This is a genomic window from Rhodococcus sp. Z6_132 (assembly GCF_058133635.1).
Window position 1 is genome coordinate 1047717 of sequence record NZ_JBYUNP010000001.1, and the last position, 17077, is coordinate 1064793.

The 17077-nt window shown below is 71.6% G+C and carries 19 protein-coding genes; 10 read left to right on the plus strand and 9 right to left on the minus strand.

Annotated features, from left to right (window positions below):
- Nucleotides 1-24 precede the first annotated feature (24 nt).
- The 3 genes from AC3YO9_RS04875 to AC3YO9_RS04885 all read left to right on the plus strand — a co-directional run bounded on the left by AC3YO9_RS04875 (nucleotide 25) and on the right by AC3YO9_RS04885 (nucleotide 3055).
- Nucleotides 25-690 (plus strand): TetR family transcriptional regulator, encoded by a 666-nt coding sequence (locus AC3YO9_RS04875; RefSeq protein WP_127781612.1) that lies wholly within the window; start codon nucleotides 25-27, stop codon nucleotides 688-690.
- A gap of 94 nt (nucleotides 691-784) precedes the next feature.
- Nucleotides 785-2338, plus strand: coding sequence for a succinic semialdehyde dehydrogenase (locus tag AC3YO9_RS04880; protein ID WP_489982311.1), 1554 nt, complete (start codon nucleotides 785-787; stop codon nucleotides 2336-2338).
- 45 nt (nucleotides 2339-2383) lie between these two features.
- Nucleotides 2384-3055 (plus strand): SDR family oxidoreductase, encoded by a 672-nt coding sequence (locus AC3YO9_RS04885; RefSeq protein WP_489982312.1) that lies wholly within the window; start codon nucleotides 2384-2386, stop codon nucleotides 3053-3055.
- On the opposite strand, the gene AC3YO9_RS04890 is transcribed toward AC3YO9_RS04885, so the two are convergent.
- From AC3YO9_RS04890 to AC3YO9_RS04905, 4 genes are all read right to left on the minus strand, one after another.
- Nucleotides 3052-4011 (minus strand): CopD family protein, encoded by a 960-nt coding sequence (locus AC3YO9_RS04890; protein WP_489982313.1) that lies wholly within the window; start codon nucleotides 4009-4011, stop codon nucleotides 3052-3054. The genes AC3YO9_RS04885 and AC3YO9_RS04890 overlap by 4 nt on opposite strands.
- Nucleotides 4008-4571 (minus strand): copper resistance CopC family protein, encoded by a 564-nt coding sequence (locus AC3YO9_RS04895; protein WP_489982314.1) that lies wholly within the window; start codon nucleotides 4569-4571, stop codon nucleotides 4008-4010. Before AC3YO9_RS04895 ends, AC3YO9_RS04890 begins: the two co-directional genes overlap by 4 nt.
- The gene (locus AC3YO9_RS04900) at nucleotides 4568-5260 is read right to left on the minus strand and encodes a YcnI family copper-binding membrane protein (protein WP_489982315.1); all 693 of its coding nucleotides are present in this window, start codon (nucleotides 5258-5260) and stop codon (nucleotides 4568-4570) included. The genes AC3YO9_RS04895 and AC3YO9_RS04900 overlap by 4 nt, the downstream gene beginning before the upstream one ends.
- A 63-nt stretch (nucleotides 5261-5323) precedes the next feature.
- Nucleotides 5324-5851 carry a hypothetical protein gene (locus AC3YO9_RS04905; RefSeq protein WP_489982316.1) on the minus strand — a complete coding sequence of 176 codons (528 nt, stop codon included), beginning with the start codon at nucleotides 5849-5851 and terminating at the stop codon, nucleotides 5324-5326.
- Between the two features lie 143 nt (nucleotides 5852-5994).
- Here AC3YO9_RS04905 and AC3YO9_RS04910 point away from each other — a divergent pair, with 143 nt between their 5' ends.
- Genes AC3YO9_RS04910 through AC3YO9_RS04925 form a run of 4 tightly spaced genes read left to right on the plus strand, consistent with a single transcriptional unit; the run spans nucleotide 5995 to nucleotide 9766 of the window.
- Nucleotides 5995-6657 (plus strand): ABC transporter permease, encoded by a 663-nt coding sequence (locus AC3YO9_RS04910; protein WP_127781618.1) that lies wholly within the window; start codon nucleotides 5995-5997, stop codon nucleotides 6655-6657.
- A 1-nt stretch (nucleotide 6658) separates the two neighbouring features.
- The gene (locus tag AC3YO9_RS04915; RefSeq protein WP_127784550.1) at nucleotides 6659-7900 is read left to right on the plus strand and encodes an ABC transporter ATP-binding protein; all 1242 of its coding nucleotides are present in this window, start codon (nucleotides 6659-6661) and stop codon (nucleotides 7898-7900) included.
- A complete protein-coding gene (locus AC3YO9_RS04920) occupies nucleotides 7897-8760 on the plus strand; it encodes an ABC transporter permease (RefSeq protein ID WP_127781619.1) in 864 nt (287 codons plus the stop codon). The genes AC3YO9_RS04915 and AC3YO9_RS04920 overlap by 4 nt, the downstream gene beginning before the upstream one ends.
- Nucleotides 8761-8782: 22 nt before the next feature.
- Entirely contained in the window at nucleotides 8783-9766 is a 984-nt protein-coding gene (locus AC3YO9_RS04925; protein ID WP_489982317.1) for a glycine betaine ABC transporter substrate-binding protein, read from the plus strand.
- Here the strand turns inward: AC3YO9_RS04925 and AC3YO9_RS04930 are convergent.
- The 4 genes from AC3YO9_RS04930 to AC3YO9_RS04945 all read right to left on the minus strand — a co-directional run bounded on the left by AC3YO9_RS04930 (nucleotide 9756) and on the right by AC3YO9_RS04945 (nucleotide 12999).
- Nucleotides 9756-10061: an ANTAR domain-containing protein gene (locus AC3YO9_RS04930; RefSeq protein ID WP_127781620.1), complete on the minus strand. Its 306-nt coding sequence runs from the start codon at nucleotides 10059-10061 to the stop codon at nucleotides 9756-9758. The two genes, AC3YO9_RS04925 and AC3YO9_RS04930, sit on opposite strands and share 11 nt — an antisense overlap.
- Nucleotides 10062-10216: 155 nt before the next feature.
- Complete coding sequence (locus AC3YO9_RS04935) at nucleotides 10217-12460, minus strand: heavy metal translocating P-type ATPase (protein WP_489982318.1); 2244 nt, start codon at nucleotides 12458-12460, stop codon at nucleotides 10217-10219.
- Nucleotides 12457-12690: a heavy-metal-associated domain-containing protein gene (locus tag AC3YO9_RS04940; RefSeq protein ID WP_489982319.1), complete on the minus strand. Its 234-nt coding sequence runs from the start codon at nucleotides 12688-12690 to the stop codon at nucleotides 12457-12459. Before AC3YO9_RS04940 ends, AC3YO9_RS04935 begins: the two co-directional genes overlap by 4 nt.
- A 27-nt stretch (nucleotides 12691-12717) precedes the next feature.
- Nucleotides 12718-12999: a metal-sensitive transcriptional regulator gene (locus tag AC3YO9_RS04945; RefSeq protein ID WP_127781622.1), complete on the minus strand. Its 282-nt coding sequence runs from the start codon at nucleotides 12997-12999 to the stop codon at nucleotides 12718-12720.
- A 276-nt stretch (nucleotides 13000-13275) separates the two neighbouring features.
- On the opposite strand from AC3YO9_RS04945, the gene AC3YO9_RS04950 reads away from it, so the two are divergent.
- Nucleotides 13276-13914 (plus strand): hypothetical protein, encoded by a 639-nt coding sequence (locus tag AC3YO9_RS04950; protein ID WP_489982320.1) that lies wholly within the window; start codon nucleotides 13276-13278, stop codon nucleotides 13912-13914.
- A gap of 149 nt (nucleotides 13915-14063) precedes the next feature.
- Here AC3YO9_RS04950 and AC3YO9_RS04955 read toward each other — a convergent pair whose 3' ends face one another.
- Complete coding sequence (locus AC3YO9_RS04955) at nucleotides 14064-14804, minus strand: DUF6474 family protein (RefSeq protein WP_489982321.1); 741 nt, start codon at nucleotides 14802-14804, stop codon at nucleotides 14064-14066.
- 75 nt (nucleotides 14805-14879) lie between these two features.
- Here AC3YO9_RS04955 and AC3YO9_RS04960 point away from each other — a divergent pair, with 75 nt between their 5' ends.
- Nucleotides 14880-16484: a TM0106 family RecB-like putative nuclease gene (locus tag AC3YO9_RS04960; protein ID WP_489982322.1), complete on the plus strand. Its 1605-nt coding sequence runs from the start codon at nucleotides 14880-14882 to the stop codon at nucleotides 16482-16484.
- A complete protein-coding gene (locus AC3YO9_RS04965) occupies nucleotides 16481-17059 on the plus strand; it encodes a TerD family protein (RefSeq protein ID WP_127781624.1) in 579 nt (192 codons plus the stop codon). Before AC3YO9_RS04960 ends, AC3YO9_RS04965 begins: the two co-directional genes overlap by 4 nt.
- Nucleotides 17060-17077: the final 18 nt, after the last annotated feature.

The window sequence follows — 17077 nt, forward strand, 5'->3', positions numbered from 1 at the left end:
CACGCTACGCGGAAGGAGGCCTCAGTGAACAGTCGTGCGCTCAGTGAGGTCGATCACGGTGAGGGGCCGCACGGCGACGAGCCCCGTGAGTCTCGCGAGACCCGCAAGCAGCGCACTCACCGGGCCCTGCTGGACGCGGCTCTGGAGCTCACTGAGGAGCAGGGGTTCAGCAGCGTCAGCCTGCGCCAGGTGACCAAGGCCGCCGGGATCGTGCCCACCGCGTTCTACCGTCACTACGAGAGCATGGACGCGCTGGGGGAGACCCTGGTGACCGAGTCGTTCACCACGCTGCGCGGCATGATCCGCGCCGTCCGCTCCGAGACCGAGGACTACTACGAGGTCATCCACCGGTCCGTGGTGGTGCTGGTGCGCTACGTGCACCTGCACCGGGCGCACTTCCGGTTCATCATCCGGGAGCGCTCCGGCGGGGTGCGGGTGATCCGCGAGTCGGTGCAGCACCACCTGCGGCTGTTCGTCACCGAGCTGGCCACCGACCTGGCCTCCTACCCGGTGGTCGACGAGTGGCTGGAGTCCGACCGCGAGCTGCTGGCGCAGATGATCGTCAACCAGATGGTGGTGGTGGCCGAGCAGATCCTGGACCAGCCCGGGGACGAGGACGCGGCCATCGCCCGGGCCGAGCGCCAGCTGCGGATGATCCTGGTCGGCGTGGTCTCCTGGCGCAGCGAGTAGCGGCAGCGCCTGCTGCGGTGCGGCTCACGCTACTGCCGGGTAGGTTGGTGTGAACCGCTGTCACACACCTTGCGTCACCACCGGGAGTGCCTTCATGCCTGTCCCCAGCCCCGACGTCTTCAAGCGTCTGGCCGCGCACATCGCCATTCCGGCGGAGGCCCAGCGCGACAGCTCGACGGTCATCGAGCCCTTCACCGGCAACACCCTCGCCACCGTGCCCATGGGCACGGCCGAGGACGTCGAGCAGGCGGTGCGCCGTGCCCGGGCCGCCCAGAAGTCCTGGTCGCAGCTGCCGGTGGCCGCGCGCGCCGCGGTGCTCAACCGCTACCACGACCTGGTCCTGGAGCGCCGCGAGCAGCTGATCGACATGGCGCAGGCGGAGACCGGCAAGTCCCGGCTGGCTGCGGCCGAGGAGATCATGGACGTGGCCCTCACCGCGCGCTACTACGCGCGGGCCAGCGCCAAGCTGCTCGCCCCCAAGCGTCGGCAGGGCCTGTTCCCGGGCTTCACCAAGACCGTGGTGCACCACCAGCCCAAGGGTGTCGTCGGCGTCATCGCCCCCTGGAACTACCCGCTCACCCTCGCCGTCACCGACGCGCTGGCCGCGCTGATGGCCGGCAACGGCGTGGTGATCAAGCCGGACCGCCAGACCCCGCACACCGCGCTGGCCGCCATCGAGCTGCTCTACGAGGCGGGGCTGCCCCAGGACCTCTACGCCGTGGTCACCGGCGCGGGCTCGGTGGTCGGCACCGCCATCGTGGAGAACACCGACTACCTGATGTTCACCGGCTCCACCGCCACCGGGCGCACGCTGGCTGAGCAGACCGGCCGTCGCCTGATCGGCTTCTCCGCCGAGCTCGGTGGCAAGAACCCGATGATCGTCACCGCCGGGGTGGACATCCCCAAGGTGGTCAACGCCGCCATCCGCGCCTGCTTCGCCAACTCCGGCCAGCTGTGCATCTCCATCGAGCGCCTCTACGTGGAGCAGTCCATCGCCGAGGAGTTCACCCGCGCCTTCGCCGAGCGGGTGCGCGCGGTCAAGCTCGGCGCGGGCTACGACTACGGCCCGGAGATGGGCAGCCTGGCCTCCCAGGACCAGCTGGACACCGTGAGCGCGCAGGTGCAGGACGCCCTGGCCAAGGGTGCGACCGCGGTGGCCGGCGGCAAGGCCCGCCCCGACCTGGGCCCGTTCTTCCACGAGCCCACCGTGCTCACCGGCGTCACCGACGAGATGGACTGCGGCCGCAACGAGACCTTCGGCCCGGTGGTGTCCATCTACCCGGTGGCCGACGTCGAGGAGGCCATCGAGCGGGCCAACGACACCGAGTACGGCCTCAACGCCAGCGTGTGGGCCGCCACCCGCGCCCAGGGCGAGGCCATCGGCGCCCGCCTGCGCGCCGGCACCGTGAACGTCAACGAGGGCTACGCGGCGGCCTGGGGCAGCACCGACGCCCCGATGGGTGGCATGGGCACCTCCGGGATGGGCCGTCGTCACGGCGCCGAGGGGCTGCTCAAGTACACCGAGTCGCAGACCGTGGCCACCCAGCGCCTCGTCCCCGCCGCACCGCCGCGCGGGGTCTCCCAGAAGGCCTACACCTCGACGGTGTTCGCCCTGGTCAAGCTGATGAAGCACCTGCCGGGCCGCTAGCTCCACCGCACGATCGCCCCACCTTCGAGCACCCAAGGAGAACTCATGCGCGTGGTCATCGCCGGCGGGCACGGCAAGATCGCCCAGCACCTGCTCAGGCTGCTCGCGGAGCGGGGCGACGACGCCGTCGCCCTGATCCGCAACCCCGCCCACATCGGCGACATCAGCGACCTGGGCGCGGACGCGGTGGTGCTCGACCTGGAGAGCGCCGACGTCGCCCAGGTGGCTGAGGTGCTGCAGGGTGCCGACGCCGTGGTCTTCGCGGCCGGGGCGGGCCCGGGCAGCAGCATCGAGCGCAAGGACACCGTGGACCGCGCCGGCTCGGTGCTGCTGGCCGACGGGGCGGAGCAGGCCGGGGTGCGTCGCTTCGTGCAGGTCAGCTCCTTCGGCGCCGGTGAGCCGGTGCCCGAGGGCACCGACGAGGTGTTCACCGCCTACCTGGCGGCCAAGACCGCCGCCGAGGACGACCTCACCCGCCGCGAGGGGCTGGACTGGACGGTGCTGCGCCCCGGTGGCCTCACCGACGAGGACCCGACCGGCCTGGTTGCGCTGACGTCCCCGCCGCTGGAGCCCGGCCAGGTTCCTCGCGCCGACGTGGCTGCGGTGCTGCTGGCCCTGCTGGACACCCCGGCCACCGCGGGGCACACGCTCATGCTCACCTCGGGGGACACCCCGATCGCCGACGCCGTGCAGGCAGTGGTCGGGGCGAGCGGCTAGCCGGTGGTGGCCAGCGCGGTGGCCAGGCCCAGCGCGAGCCCCATCACCGCCACCTCCACCACAGCGCGCCGCAGCGAGACCTCCGCCGGCGTGCGGTGGTCGGCCGCGGCGGGCACCCACCGGCGCCGCGCCAGCAGGCCCAGGCCGAGCAGCGCCGCCAGCACCGCCACCTTGACCAGCACGATGCGTCCGTAGCCGGTGCTGAGCAGGGCTCCCACACCGCCCACCTCGAGCAGCGCAGTCCCAGCGCCGCTCACGGCCAGGGCGAGCACGCACCAGCCGGCCAGCGCCGAGAAGCGGGGGAGCGTGCGCGCCCAGGTGCCGCGTGCTGGTCCCGCGGCCAGGGCCAGCGCCACCAGGCCGCCGCACCAGGTGGCCGCGGCCACCACGTGCACCACCACCAGCAGCTGGGCCAGCGCGCTGGCATGGGCGTGGCCGGTGAGCGGCCGGGCCGCCAGCGCCACCACCGCCAGGGCCAGCACGCCGGCGCTGCTCCAGGCCGCGCCGGTGCGGCGGGCCACCGCGACCAGTGCCAGCAACGCCACGACGCAGCCGCAGACCACCAGCGCCACCGAGCCGCCGACCGTGGACTGCAGGTACGCGCCGACGCTGGCCGCCCGCACGGTGGGCAACGAGCGGCCGTCGGCCTCCGCCGCAGCCGCGGCCAGCAGCACCACCTCCGCCAGCAGCCACGCCGTGGCCAGCGCCAGCTGCGTGGTGTGCAGGCGCTGGGCCATCGCCGCCCGCCGACGCGGCTGCTCCAGGTACACCACCACGCAGGTGCCCAGCAGCGCGGTGCCGGCCAGCAGCGCCGCCAGCCGCAGGTAGTCCGAGGGCGGCTGGTGCGCCGGTCGCGACACCAGCGCCGCCACCAGCAGCCCGAGCAGTGCCGTGGGCGCGGCCACCAGCAGCACCAGCTGACGCCGGGTGCTGCTGGCCGCGCCCACGGTGCTCACCGCGGCGCGGAGCCCGTGCCGCTGCTCCGGCGGGGACCGCTGCGCAGCCCCACCACCAGGCCGAGGGCGAGCACCAGCACCGCCGCGCCCACCACGAACGGCCAGGCGGGCACCCCGTCGGAGTCGGCCGGCTGCTCGCTGCCCACGGCACCCACCGCAGGCCCGGGCGTGCCCGTGCCCGGGGTGGTGAGGGTGAAGCTCACGGTGCCGGTGACCGGGTGGCTGTCGGCCGAGAGCACCCGGTAGGCCACCGTGTAGCGCCCGGCCGGGCCCAGCTCGGTGAGCGCCACCGAGGCAGTGGAGCCGGTGATGGTGGCGGTGCCGGTGGACCACTGGTTGCCGTCCGGCCCGACCACGCTCACCGAGCCGAACGCCGGCTGCAGCGGCTCGTTGAACGTCAGCGCGACCTGGGCCGGGCTGGTCGCCAGCTCGGCGCCGTCAGCGGGATCGGAGCTCACCAGGTAGCTGTGCGCGGAGGCGGGACCGGCCCCCACCAGCAGGGCCAGGCCCAGCAGCAGGCTCACCCCGGCGGCCCGCAGGCCGGCTCGGGCGCCACTCACGCGGGCCTGCGGCTGCGCAGCACGGCTCCGGCGCCCAGCCCCAGGCCGAGCGCACCGAGGACGAGGCCGGCCCCGCCCAGCCAGCGTGCAGTGGTGTCGCTGCCGCTGGAGGCCTCGGGGGCGGTGCGCGACTGCGTGGCCGCGCTCGTCGAGCCGTGACCGGACGTCGGGGCAGCGGCAGCGAGGGTCAGCGACGGTGCCGGGTGCTCGGGCTCGTCGCCGTGCACGGTCGCCGGCTGGTCCCAGCGCACCACGGTGCCGTCGCTGTAGACCTGCTCGGCGGGCAGGCTCAGGCTGTCGGTGGCGGGCAGCGGGCCCACCTGCAGCAGGAACTGGCCGAACTGGCCGTCGCCGATGGCAGCGCCGGGCTGAGCGGTCCAGGTGACCGAGGTGGGCACCGACGTCGCCGGGTCCTTCTCCACGGTGGCGGTCCAGCCCGGGGTTGGTGAGGTCCGCACCGACTTCATCGGCGCACCCTCACCGCTCTGGGCGGGCAGGGTGACCTTGAGGCCGGTGGTGGCGGCCGTGGGTGACTCGTTGGGCACCCGGAAGGTGAGCACGGTGTAGCCGCCCTGGGCGGCGTCGGGGCTGCTCACCGAGACGTGGGCGGCGGCCGTGCCGGTGGCCAGCGTGCCGGCCACGGTGAGCGCGCCGGCGGTGACGCAGGCGCGCATGATCCAGCTGTTCATCAGTGTGGTCCTTGAGGTCAGAGGGGGTGCTTCGCCACGCACGTGGCGGTGGGTGCGGAGGGCTCACGCACGCACGGGCGGTCCTCTGCGGGGCACGGAGACGTCGAGCAGCGCCGAGAACAGCGGAGCCGGGGCCACGCCCTGCGGCAGCACGCGGGGCACCCGGGCGCGCGGGAGCAGCGGGGGCAGGACGAGCACGATGCGCTGCAGGGCGGCCACCGACGCGGGTGCCAGCCGCTCGACCAGCGCGATGACCTGCACGCACACCAGCACCGCCAGCGCGTGGGCCAGCAGCATCTGCGCCGAGGTGGCGCCCTGGTGGTGGGCGTCCAGGCCGATCACCTCGTGGCCGGCGACCTGCCCGGTCGCCAGCAGGGCCAGGAGCGCGGGGCGGCCTTCGCGCAGGCGCGGCACCGTGGCCGCGACTACGCTGAGCGACACAGCAAGTCCGAGCAGCAGGTAGAGCCCTGTGGCGGTGGGCAGCCCACCGCCAGCGGACCCGTGCGCGGCCACCGCCATCGTCGCCGAGGCAGCACCGAGAGCGGCGCCCCGGACCCGGGCTGCGCCGTCGCGGGATCGGCCTCGCTGCACGTGCTCAGGCTACCCATTGCCGAATTGTGACCTTCGGGTCAGGAGGCCTTGGCCTATGGTTACTCCGCTCACACCATTTTTTCGTCATTGCACGTCCTGGTGCAGGAATTGTTCAGGATCGAGAGAGCGGGTGATCGTCAGGCATGCCTGATTTTTGGATCGACGTCTGGGACTACGTGGTCAAGTTCCGCAGACAGCTAGCCATCGACTCGTACCTGCACGTCAGCGCCGCGGTGCAGTGCGTCCTCATCGCCACGATCATCGCTGTGCTGGTGGGAATCGCGGTCTACCGCAGCCCCGCTGCCTCGGCTGTGTCCACCGCGCTGGCCAGCACCATTCTCACCATTCCCTCCTTTGCCCTGCTCGGCCTGCTGATCCCGGTGATGGGCCTGGGCGTGCCGCCCACCATCACCGCGCTGGTGCTCTACGCGCTCCTGCCGATCATCCGGAACACCATTCTCGGCCTGGCCTCGGTGGACCCTGCGGTCACCGACGCCGCCCGTGGGGTGGGGATGAGCCGCATGGCGGTGCTCAGCCGCGTCGAGCTTCCGCTGGCGTGGCCGTCGATCCTCACCGGGATGCGGGTGAGCACCCAGATGGTGATGGGCATCCTCGCCATCGCCGCGTACGCCAAGGGGCCGGGCCTGGGCAACCTGATCTTCTCCGGCCTCTCCCGGGTGGGCAGCCCCACCGCCGTCCCGCAGGCGCTCAGCGCCACGGTCCTCATCATCATCCTCGCGCTCATCCTGGACGGCATCTACGTGCTCATCGGCCGCCTGACAACTTCAAGGGGTATCCGTGCCTGACATGCAGAAGAACAGCACCGTCGCCGCCGAGCCTGACACCGGTTCCGTCTCCGGCGTCGAGATCGTGCTCGAGGACGTGGTCAAGCAGTACCCGGGCAGCCCGCAGCCTGCGGTCGACCACTTCTCGCTGACCATCCCCGCCGGGGAGATCGTGGTCTTCGTCGGGCCCTCCGGCTGTGGCAAGACCACCACCATGCGCATGATCAACCGGCTGATCGAGCCCACCTCGGGGCGGATCACCATCGGCGGCCGCAACGCCCTGGAGCTCAACGCCGACGAGCTGCGCCGCGGCATCGGCTACTCCATCCAGGCGGCCGGGCTGTTCCCGCACATGACCATCGCCCAGAACGTCGGCATGGTGCCCAGCCTGCTGGGCTGGGACAAGAAGCGGATCCGCGACCGCACCAACGAGATGCTGGAGCTGGTCGGGCTGGACCCGGCGCAGTACCTCACCCGCTACCCGCGCCAGCTCTCCGGCGGGCAGCAGCAGCGAGTGGGGGTGGCCCGCGCGCTGGCGGCCGACCCGCCGGTGCTGCTGATGGACGAGCCCTTCGGTGCCGTCGACCCCATCACCCGCGGCCTGCTGCAGGACGAGCTGATGCGACTGCAGGCGGAGCTGCGCAAGACCATCGTCTTCGTCACCCACGACTTCGGCGAGGCGGTGAAGCTCGGCGACAAGATCGCCGTGCTGGGTGATCGCTCCACCGTCCTGCAGTACGACACCCCGGAGGCCATCCTGGCCAACCCGGCCAACGACACCGTGGCCAAGTTCGTCGGTGCCGGTGCCTCGCTCAAGCAGCTCACCCTGCTGCGGGTGCGCGACGTGGAGCTCGAGCAGCGCCCCACCGCGCGGATCGACGGATCGGTGGACGAGCTGCGGCTGGCGGTGGGAGACCGACGTGGCTCGTGGGGCATCGTGCTCGACTCGCGCGACCGGCCCTACCGGTGGGTCGGCCCGCACCACCTGGCCAACGCCACCAGCCTGCAGGACGTGGGCATCCCCATCGGGGAGACGGTGTCCACGCAGTCGACGCTGCAGGACGCCCTGGAGGCCCTGCTGGCGGAGAGCAACGCCTCCACCGCCGTCACCGGCAAGCGGGGCGAGTACGTCGGCATGATCACCATCGAGACCCTGGTGGGCACCATCCGCACGCTGCGCGAGCAGCACGAGCACGACCACGACAACGACGAGCCCGGACCCGGTGCGGGGCAGCAGCCCGCGGCCGTGAGGGCCGAGGCATGACCGCACCCACGCAGACTGCGGAGGTCGACGAGTCGCTGTCCTTCGTCGAGGTGGGCCAGGCGGGCGACACCGGGCTGCAGGCGGTCGAGCGCGACGCCCGCCGGGCGGACCGGGTGCGCCTGGTGGTCCAGCCGGTGGCCGCGCTGCTGCTGGCTGCCGGTGTGCTCATCTGGGCGCTGGTGCTCACCGACCTCAACGACACCCAGAAGGCCACCGTCAACTGGACCAACATCCGCGACCTCACGCTCGAGCACCTCAAGATCACCTTCGCGGTGGCGCTGATCGTGGTGGTGGTGGCGATCGTGGTGGGCACCCTGGTCACCCGGCCGGGCCTGACCTGGCTGTCGCCGCTCTTCATCGGGATCGCCAACATCGGTGCCTCCGCGCCGGCCATCGGCCTGCTGGTGCTGTTCTACCTGTGGGTGCAGGAGGGCGGTGTCTGGAGCTTCTTGGAGGGCGACACCTTCTGGGTGGGGGTGCTGCCCCTCGCGCTGTACGCGTTGCTGCCGGTGCTGCGCAACACCATCCTGGGCTACCAAGAGGTCGATCCCATCCTGGTGGATGCCGGCCGCGGCCAGGGTATGTCCGCCTGGACGGTGCTGCGCCGGGTGGAGTTCCCCCTGGCGGTGCCTTACATCCTCGCCGGGCTGCGCACCTCGCTGGTGCTGGCGGTGGGTACCGCCACCCTGGTGTTCCTGGTGGGTGCCGGCGGACTGGGTCAGCTGATCGACACCGGCTACAAGCTCAACGACATGGTGGCGCTGCTGGTGGGCGCGCTGCTCGCCGTCGCACTGGCACTGCTGGTCGACTGGGTCGGCGCGCTCGCCGAACAGGTTCTCGGCCCGAAGGGACTGCGCTGACATGACGAGGCCAACCATGACGATGACCAAGCTGAGACTGGCCCGACGTGCGGTCACCGCCACCGTGGCGGTGGTCTGCACGACGCTGGTCGCCTCCTGCGGGCTGCAGTCCGGCAGTGCCGTGCCGCTGGCGGTCGAGCCTGGCAGCATCCAGCCGGTGCCCGCCCTGGAGGGCGTGAGCCTGACGGTGGGTTCCAAGGACTTCACCGAGCAGCTCATCCTGGGCTACATGATCGAGTACGCGCTCAGCGCCGCCGGCGCCGACGTCCGCGACCTCACCAACATCCAGGGCTCCAACAGCACCCACCAGGCCATGCTCAACGGCCAGGTGGACATCACCTTCGAGTACACCGGTACCGGCTGGATCAACTACCTCAAGAACGAGAAGCCGATCCCCGACGCCACCAAGCAGTTCGAGGCAGTGCGCGACGCGGACGCCAAGAACGGCCTGGTGTGGGTCAACCCGGCGCCGATGGACAACACCTACGCCTTGGCCATGAGCCGCAAGGTGGCCGAAGAGACCGGCGTCAAGACGCTGTCGGACTACGCCGAGCTGGTGAAGAAGGACCCTGCCCTGGCGCAGACCTGCCTGGAGACAGAGTTCGTCAGCCGCCAGGACGGCTTCCCGGGCATGGCGGCCACCTACGGCTTCGACCCCGCGGTGGTGCCGGTGAAGACGCTGCAGACCGGCCTGATCTACGCGTCCACCGCGACCGGCGGGTGCCGGTTCGGCGAGGTCTTCACCACCGACGGCCGCATCCTCGGCCTGGACCTGCAGCTGGTGGAGGACGACAAGCAGTTCTTCCCCCGCTACAACGCCACGGTGGTCATCCGCCAGGAGGTGGCGGAGAAGTACCCGGAGATCGCCACGGTGCTCGAGCCCATCTCCAAGATCCTCACCAACGAGGAGATCACCAAGCTCAACGCCAAGGTGGACGTGGACGGCGAGGACCCCGCCGAGGTCGCCCGCCAGTGGATGGTGGACAAGGGCTTCGTCACGCTGTAGCGGTCGTGCCCCAGTGACGGTGGGCGGCGACGGTGGCGGGCTCGGTGGAGCCCGCCACCGAGTCGGCCCCGGACACCAGCTCCACCAGCGCCGCAGCGAGCGAGTAGAGGCTGATCCCCTCCTGGCCGGCAACACGGCAGAGCTCGGCGAACGCCTCGGCCTCGCTGTAGCGGAACATCGCCATCAGCATGCCCTTCGCCACGTCGACGTTGGGGCGCTCCTGCAAGCTGTGGCGCAGCACCTCAGCCTCGACCTCGAGCACTCGGCCTGCGCTGAGCATTGACTTGTCCTGCACAGAACACCTCCCGCCAACGATGCTGGAAAGCGGTGTTCTCCACTAGGGGCCAAGTCTCGCCGACCTGCGACCAGGGCGCCAGAGATCGTGCAGCGCGTCACAGTGCCCTCCGCCGTGGCCCTCCGACGTGACCGGCGTGGCAGGGCGGTGGTGACCTAGCCGGTGGCCACCGGGCGGAACCGGCGCAGCCGCAGGCTGTTGGACACCACGAACACGCTGGACAGGGCCATGGCCAGGCCCGCGATCAGCGGGTTGAGCAGCCCCAGCGCGGCCAGCGGCAGCGCCGCCACGTTGTAGGCGAAGGCCCAGAACAGGTTGCCCTTGATGGTGCTCAGCGTGCGGCGGGCCAGCCGGATCGCGTCCACCGCGGCCCGCAGGTCACCGCGCACCAGGGTCAGGTCGCTGGCCTCGATGGCCACGTCGGTGCCGGTGCCCATGGCCAGGCCCAGGTCAGCCTGGGCGAGCGCGGCGGCGTCGTTCACCCCGTCGCCGATCATGGCCACCACCTTGCCCTCGCCCTGCAGCCGACGGACCACGTCCACCTTCTCCGCGGGCAGCACCTCGGCGTGCACCTCCTCGATGCCCACCCGGCGGGCCACGGCGTGTGCGGCGGCGGAGCTGTCGCCGGTGAGCAGCACCGGGGTGAGCCCCAGGCGGCGCAGCCCGGCCACAGCCTCCGCGCTGCTGGGCTTGAGGGTGTCGGACACGGTGAGGACGCCGGTGACCGCACCGTCCCAGCCCACCACCACCGCGGTGCTCCCCTGCTCCTCGGCGGCGTCCTTGGCCTGCTGCAGCTCGGCGGGCAGCGGCTGCTCCAGCAGGGAGGCGCGGCCCACCACCACGCGGTGGCCGTCCACGGTGCCGTGCACGCCCAGGCCGCCGGTGCTGGTGAAGTCCTGCACCGCGGGCAGCGGCTGGGCGGCGCCGGCGGCGATGGCACGGGCGATGGGGTGCTCGGAGGCGTGCTCCACCGCGGCGGCCAGCCGCAGCAGCTCGTCGGCGTCCACGCCGGGAGCGGGGATCACGTGCTGCAGGCTCATCTGCCCGGTGGTGACGGTGCCGGTCTTGTCCAGCACCACCGTGTCCACCCGGCGGGTCGACTCCAGCACCTCCGGGCCCTTGATGAGGATGCCCAGCTGCGCGCCGCGGCCGGTGCCCACCAGCAGGGCGGTCGGCGTGGCCAGGCCCAGCGCGCAGGGGCAGGCGATGATCAGCACGGCAACCGCGGCGGTGAAGGCGGCGTCCACGGGCTCGCCCAGCAGCAGCCAGGTGGCCAGGGTGCCCAGCGCCAGCACGATCACCGCGGGCACGAAGACGCTGGAGACGCGGTCGGCCAGCCGCTGCACCGGTGCCTTGCCGCTCTGGGCGTCGTTGACCATCTGCGCCATCTGCGCCAGCTGGGTGTCGGCGCCCACCCGGGTGGCACGGACCACCAGGCGTCCGCCGGCGTTGGTGGTCGCGCCCACCACGGTGTCGCCCGGGCCGACCTCCACCGGCACCGACTCGCCGGTGAGCATGCTGGCGTCCACGGCCGAGGAGCCGTCCACCACCACGCCGTCGGTGGCGATCTTCTCGCCCGGCCGCACCACGAACTGGTCGCCGACCGCCAGCGCGCTGACGCTGATGCGCTGCTCAATGCCGTTGCGCAGCACCGCCACGTCCTTGGCGCCCATGGTCATCAGCGCCCGCAGCGCGGCGCCGGCGTTGCGCTTGGAGCGGGCCTCGAAGTAGCGCCCGGCCAGCAGGAACACGGTGACCGCCGACGCCACCTCCAGGTAGATCTCGCTGCTGCCGTGCCCGCGGGCGACGGTGAAGCTGAACGGCATGCGCATCATCGGGTCGCCCGCGCCGCCGAGGAAGAGCGCGTACAGCGACCAGCCGAACGCCGACAGGGTGCCGACGCTGATGAGGGTGTCCATGGTGACCGCGCGGTGGCGCAGGTTCAGCCAGGTGGCGCGGTGGAACGGCCAGGCGCCCCACACCACCACGGGGGCGGCGAGGGTGAGGGAGAGCCACTGCCAGCTGTCGAACTGCAGCGGCGGCACCATGGCCAGCACCAGCACCGGCAGAGTGAGCAGCGCGCTGATCAGCAGCCGCTGGCGCAGCGACTCGGTGGCGGCGTCGTCGGCGCTCGGCCGGTCGTCGGGTTCGGCGTCGGCCTCGGGCGGGGTGGGCAGGGCGGCGGTGTAGCCGGTGGCCTCCACCTGCGCGACGAGGTCCGCGGGGTCCATCGTCGGCGGGTAGCTGACGTGGGCCTGCTCGGTGGAGTAGTTCACCGTGGCCTGCACGCCGTCCAGCTTGTTCAGCCGCTTCTCCACCCGGGCGGCGCAGGAGGCGCAGGTCATGCCGCCGATCTGCAGGTCGACGGTGGTGCGGTCGGTGCCCGTCGTGGTGGTCATTGCTGGTCCCTTCCTCCGTCGTCGCTGACCAGCTCGTAGCCGGCCTCGTCCACGGCGGCGGCGACCATGGTGTCCTCCAGCGGGGCCTCGCTGGTGACGGTGAGCTTGCCGGTGGGCAGGTCCACGTTGACGGCCGTGACGCCGGGCAGCTCGCCGACCTCGGTGGCGACCGCCCGCTCGCAGTGCTCGCAGGTCATGCCGGTGACGGTGTAGGAGCGGGTGGTCATCATGGTGTTCTCCTCAGGGTTTGTGGGTGGTCAGGACCGCACCAGGCGGGCGATGGCGTCGGCGGCTTCCCGGACCTTCTCGTCGGCCTCGGCGCCGCCGGCGCGTGCCGCCTCCACCATGCAGCCGGCCATGTGCTCCTCCAGCAGCGACAGGGCCACCGACTCCAGGGCCTTGGTGGCCGCGCTGATCTGGGTGAGGACGTCGATGCAGTACTTGTCCTCCTCGATCATCTTCTGGAGGCCACGTGTCTGCCCCTCGATGCGGCGCAGCCGCTTGAGGTGGTCCTGCTTGTTGGCGGTGTATCCGGGCACCGGGCGCCTCCGTGAGCTTGGTCAACCAGGTGGTCGCGTCCTGCTGGTTGATACGGTACCCCCCTAGGGTACCGACGTGCCAGTGCTGGGCGTAGTTGAGATGGGCAGAACTCGAGGCTCACGCGGTGGGGGTGGGCTGTGTGCTTTTACCGAGGGGTGGGGTGGACCGCACTGGCCGTGAGAGCGCTAGTCCATCGCAGTTCCTTTGTGTTGCTTGTCAATTCACCCGTCTACAATCTGCCCGATTGCCTCGATGGGGCAGATGGGGGAGATGTGATGGAGAACGCAACGGCTGACCACGAGCTAGGGACGCCGACCGCGGCGCGTACGCCGGTCCTGCTTGCAAGTGTCACTTTCGCGGCGGCCGTCGTCGTGGGGGCGTTGGGTACGTGGGCCACTGCGCTGGGCGGCAATCTCTCACTTGCTGGTACCTCGACAGTCGACGGCAAGCTAATTCTGGCGGCCGGTGGGCTCGCGCTGGTACTTCTTGTCGTGCAGTCGGTGGTGCGGGTTGCTTGGCCCGCAGCATTCGCGTCGGGAATGGGCCTGCTCTCGGCTATAGCGGGCGCCTACGACATGGCGCAGCTAGGAGATGGCGAAGACACAGACAGTGAATTTGTAGTTGTCGGGTGGGGTCTGTGGTTGGTGCTCGTTGCGGGCTTGGGTCTATTCATCTGCGCTTTGATTACAGCAGTGCTTACTGCGCGACCATCCTCCCGTGTCGTCGGCCCGCCCTGGCGCGCTCCCGTTAACGAGCTCTCCGTCGGCCAGGCGCCCCTGGAACTGGAGAGCGCTCGGTCACTATCCGCGGCTGACGACGTCTTCTGGACCCGGGTGTTCAACGGAATGATAATCGCCGGCATCACAATTGGAGTCGTGACGCTGGTGGCAATCGCCGTGGTCGAGGCAAGTTAACCAGCTGGCTTACGACGGACCACGTAGTTCGCGAGCTGCTGCGCTGCCGCAACTTAGGGCCGCCCTCGTGTTGCCACGGAAGCGCCTGCCCAGCGGGGCCCGGGTTCACCGGACTCCGCTGGAGCTAGCTGAGCCAGAAGGTGGAGCGGTCAGCGCACGCCCAAGCGGGCCAGCAGGTCGGCCTCGATGGCGTCGAGCTCGGTGGCCACGGCACGGTGGGCAGCCTTGCGGCGGGCCGCGGGCATGCGCTCGGCGGCGTGCACCGCGGTGGACAGCTCGCCCAGCCGTGCCCGAGTGGCGTCGCGGAAGGCCACGGCGTCGCTGTGCGCACCGGTGCCGTTGGCGCTCACCAGCTGGTCGAGAGTGGGCTCCAGGCCAGCGATGCGGGCGTTGAGCGCCGCGCCGTGACCACTGAAGTCGCCCAGCTCGTGCACGCTCACGCCCATCTTGCGGGCCCGGGCCTGGTCCAGCTGGCCACGGGTGGCGGTGGCCGCCTTGTAGGCCAGCGGGGCGAGCACCGGAGCCAGCACGCGCATGATGCCGAGGGCGTTGCGCACCTTCTTGGGGTTGAGGCCCTTCTCCTGCGCCGCAGCCTTCTCGGCGTTCTTCTTCTGCGCCTTCTTGTCAGCCTTCGTGTCGGCCTTCTTGCCCTTGCCGGAGGTGGGCTCGGCCGCTGGCTGCGTGCGCGCCACCGAGGCGGCGACCGTGGCCTTGCCGGTGGCCTTCGCCTTGTTCTTGCGCTTGCGGAGGTCCTTGGCGGCCTTCTTCTCGGCCTTCTCCCGGAACTTGCGCTCCGCCTGGGCCTGCGCCTTGAGGGTCTTGGTGTGCGCCTTGCGCAGGGCACGCTTGCTCGTGCGCTTGGTCCTCGTGCGCTTGCTCAACAGGCCCATCAGTGAGATCCCTCCGGTGCATCGCCCACCACTACCGTCGGGTGCAGCCTAGGGGAGGGCCTACTGTTCCTGCCTGTGGACCAGCCCCAGCACCCTTCTCCGCCGGTGCTGCTGGACTCGGCGGAGCTCACCCGGTGCCGTCACCGGGTGTCGCTGGAGCACATCGGCATCGACCCGCCCGGCACCATCGACCCAGCCGTGCGCCAGCGCCAGGACGAGGCCGCCGCGCACCGGCGGCGGGTGGCCGAGCTGCTGGCCGCGGGCTCGGCGAGCTGGGTGGAGGTGCCTGCCGAGCTGCCACCGGCCGAGCGGCGCGAGCGCACCCGCCAGGCCCTGGCCAGCGGCGCCGAGCGCATCTGGGGGGCGACGCTGGGTCCAGACCGTGCCGCCCACCGCCGGGGCCGCGCCGACCTGCTGGTCCGCCACGCCGGGGGCTACGTGCCGGTGATCGTGGTCAACCACCGCACCACCGACCCTGGCCGCGGGGCCCGCACCTCCGAGCTGCTGCAGTGGGCGCCGCGGCTGGACGAGACGCGCAGCCTGCGCTCCTTCCCGCGCGACCAGCTGCGCCTGGCCCACCTCACCCGGATGCTGCAGACCCTGGGTGCCGCCTCCACCGAGCAGGTCGGCGGGGTGATCGGCCTGGACGCCGACTGCGTGGTGGTGCACGACCTCGCCACCGCGACCTGGCCGGGCGGGCGCAGCACCCTGCAGGAGTACGACACCCGCTTCGCCGACCGGCTGGCCGTGGCCACCGGCCAGGTGCCCACCAGGGCCTCGCGCATCGGGGAGTGCCGCACCTGCCCGTGGTGGCCGCGGTGCTCGGCCGACCTGCGGGAGAGTCGCGACGTGAGCCTGGTGGTGGCCGGCCCGCAGGTGAGCGTGCTGCGCGCCCTGGGGGTGCGCACGGTGGACGAACTCGCGACCTGGGCAGGGCCGGCCCCCGCGTCCTGGCCCGGGGGTGCTTTCGCCGACGCGGTGGTGCTGGCCCGGGCGTGGCTGCGGGGCGTTCCGCTGGTGCGGCGCACCGAGCACGTCCAGGTGCACCGCGCTGACGTCGAGGTGGACGTGGACATGGAGAGCTACCTCGAGCACGGCGCCTACCTGTGGGGTGCGCTGCTCAGCGAGCCGGGGCAGCAGTCGGTGTACCACCCGTTCGTCACCTGGGAGCCGGTGCCCACCGAGGACGAGGCCCGCTCCTTCGGCGAGTTCTGGACGTGGTTGATGCAGGTGCGCGCCGACGCGGCCGCGCAGGGGCGCACCTTCGCCGCCTACTGCTACTCCGAGGCGGCGGAGAACCGTTGGCTGCTGGCCTCGGCGCGGCGCTTCGCCGGACACCCCGGGGTGCCCACCGAGGCCCAGGTGCGCGAGTTCATCGGCAGCGAGCAGTGGGTGGACGTCTACGCCGCCGTGGGCACCGCCTTCCTCTGCCCGCTGGGCAAGGGCCTGAAGAAGGTGGCGCCGGTGGCCGGGTTCACCTGGCGCGACGCCGAGGCCAGTGGCGCGGCCTCGATGGGGTGGTACCGCAAGGCCGTCGGCCTGGACGGGGACGCCCCTGACCTGGCGCAGCGGCGGCGGCTGCTGGACTACAACGCCGACGACGTGTGGGCCACCCGGGTGCTGCGCGAGTGGATGAGCGGCCCCGCCGAGCGTGAGGTTCCGCTAGCGTCGGAGCTATGACAGTCAACCTAGGCAAGGGTCAGCAGGTCTCCCTCACCAAGGAGGGCGGTGGATCGCTCACCAAGGTCCGGATGGGCCTGGGGTGGGACGCGATGAAGAAGAAGGGGCTGCTGGGTCGGCTCAAGGAGCAGTCCATCGACCTGGACGCGTCGTGCCTGATGTTCGACGCCCAGGGCAAGCTGCTCGACCAGGTCTGGTTCAACCAGCTGCACAGCAAGGACGGCGCCGTGCAGCACACCGGCGACAACCTGACCGGCGCCGGCGAGGGTGACGACGAGTCCATCGCGGTGGACCTGAGCGCGCTGTCGCCCACGGTCACCACGCTGGTCTTCGTGGTCAACTCCTTCACCGGGCAGAACTTCAGCCAGATCGAGAACGCCTTCTGCCGGCTGGTGGACGCCACCACCGACACCGAGCTGGCGCGCTACGAGCTGACCGGATCGGGGACGCACAACGCGCAGGTGATGGCCAAGCTGACCCGCAACCCGCAGGGCTGGACGATGACGGCCATCGGTGCGGTGGCCAACGGACGCACCTTCGCCGACCTGCTGCCGGTGGTGAGCACGACCCTGTAGCCCGCCACCGGGGGCCGT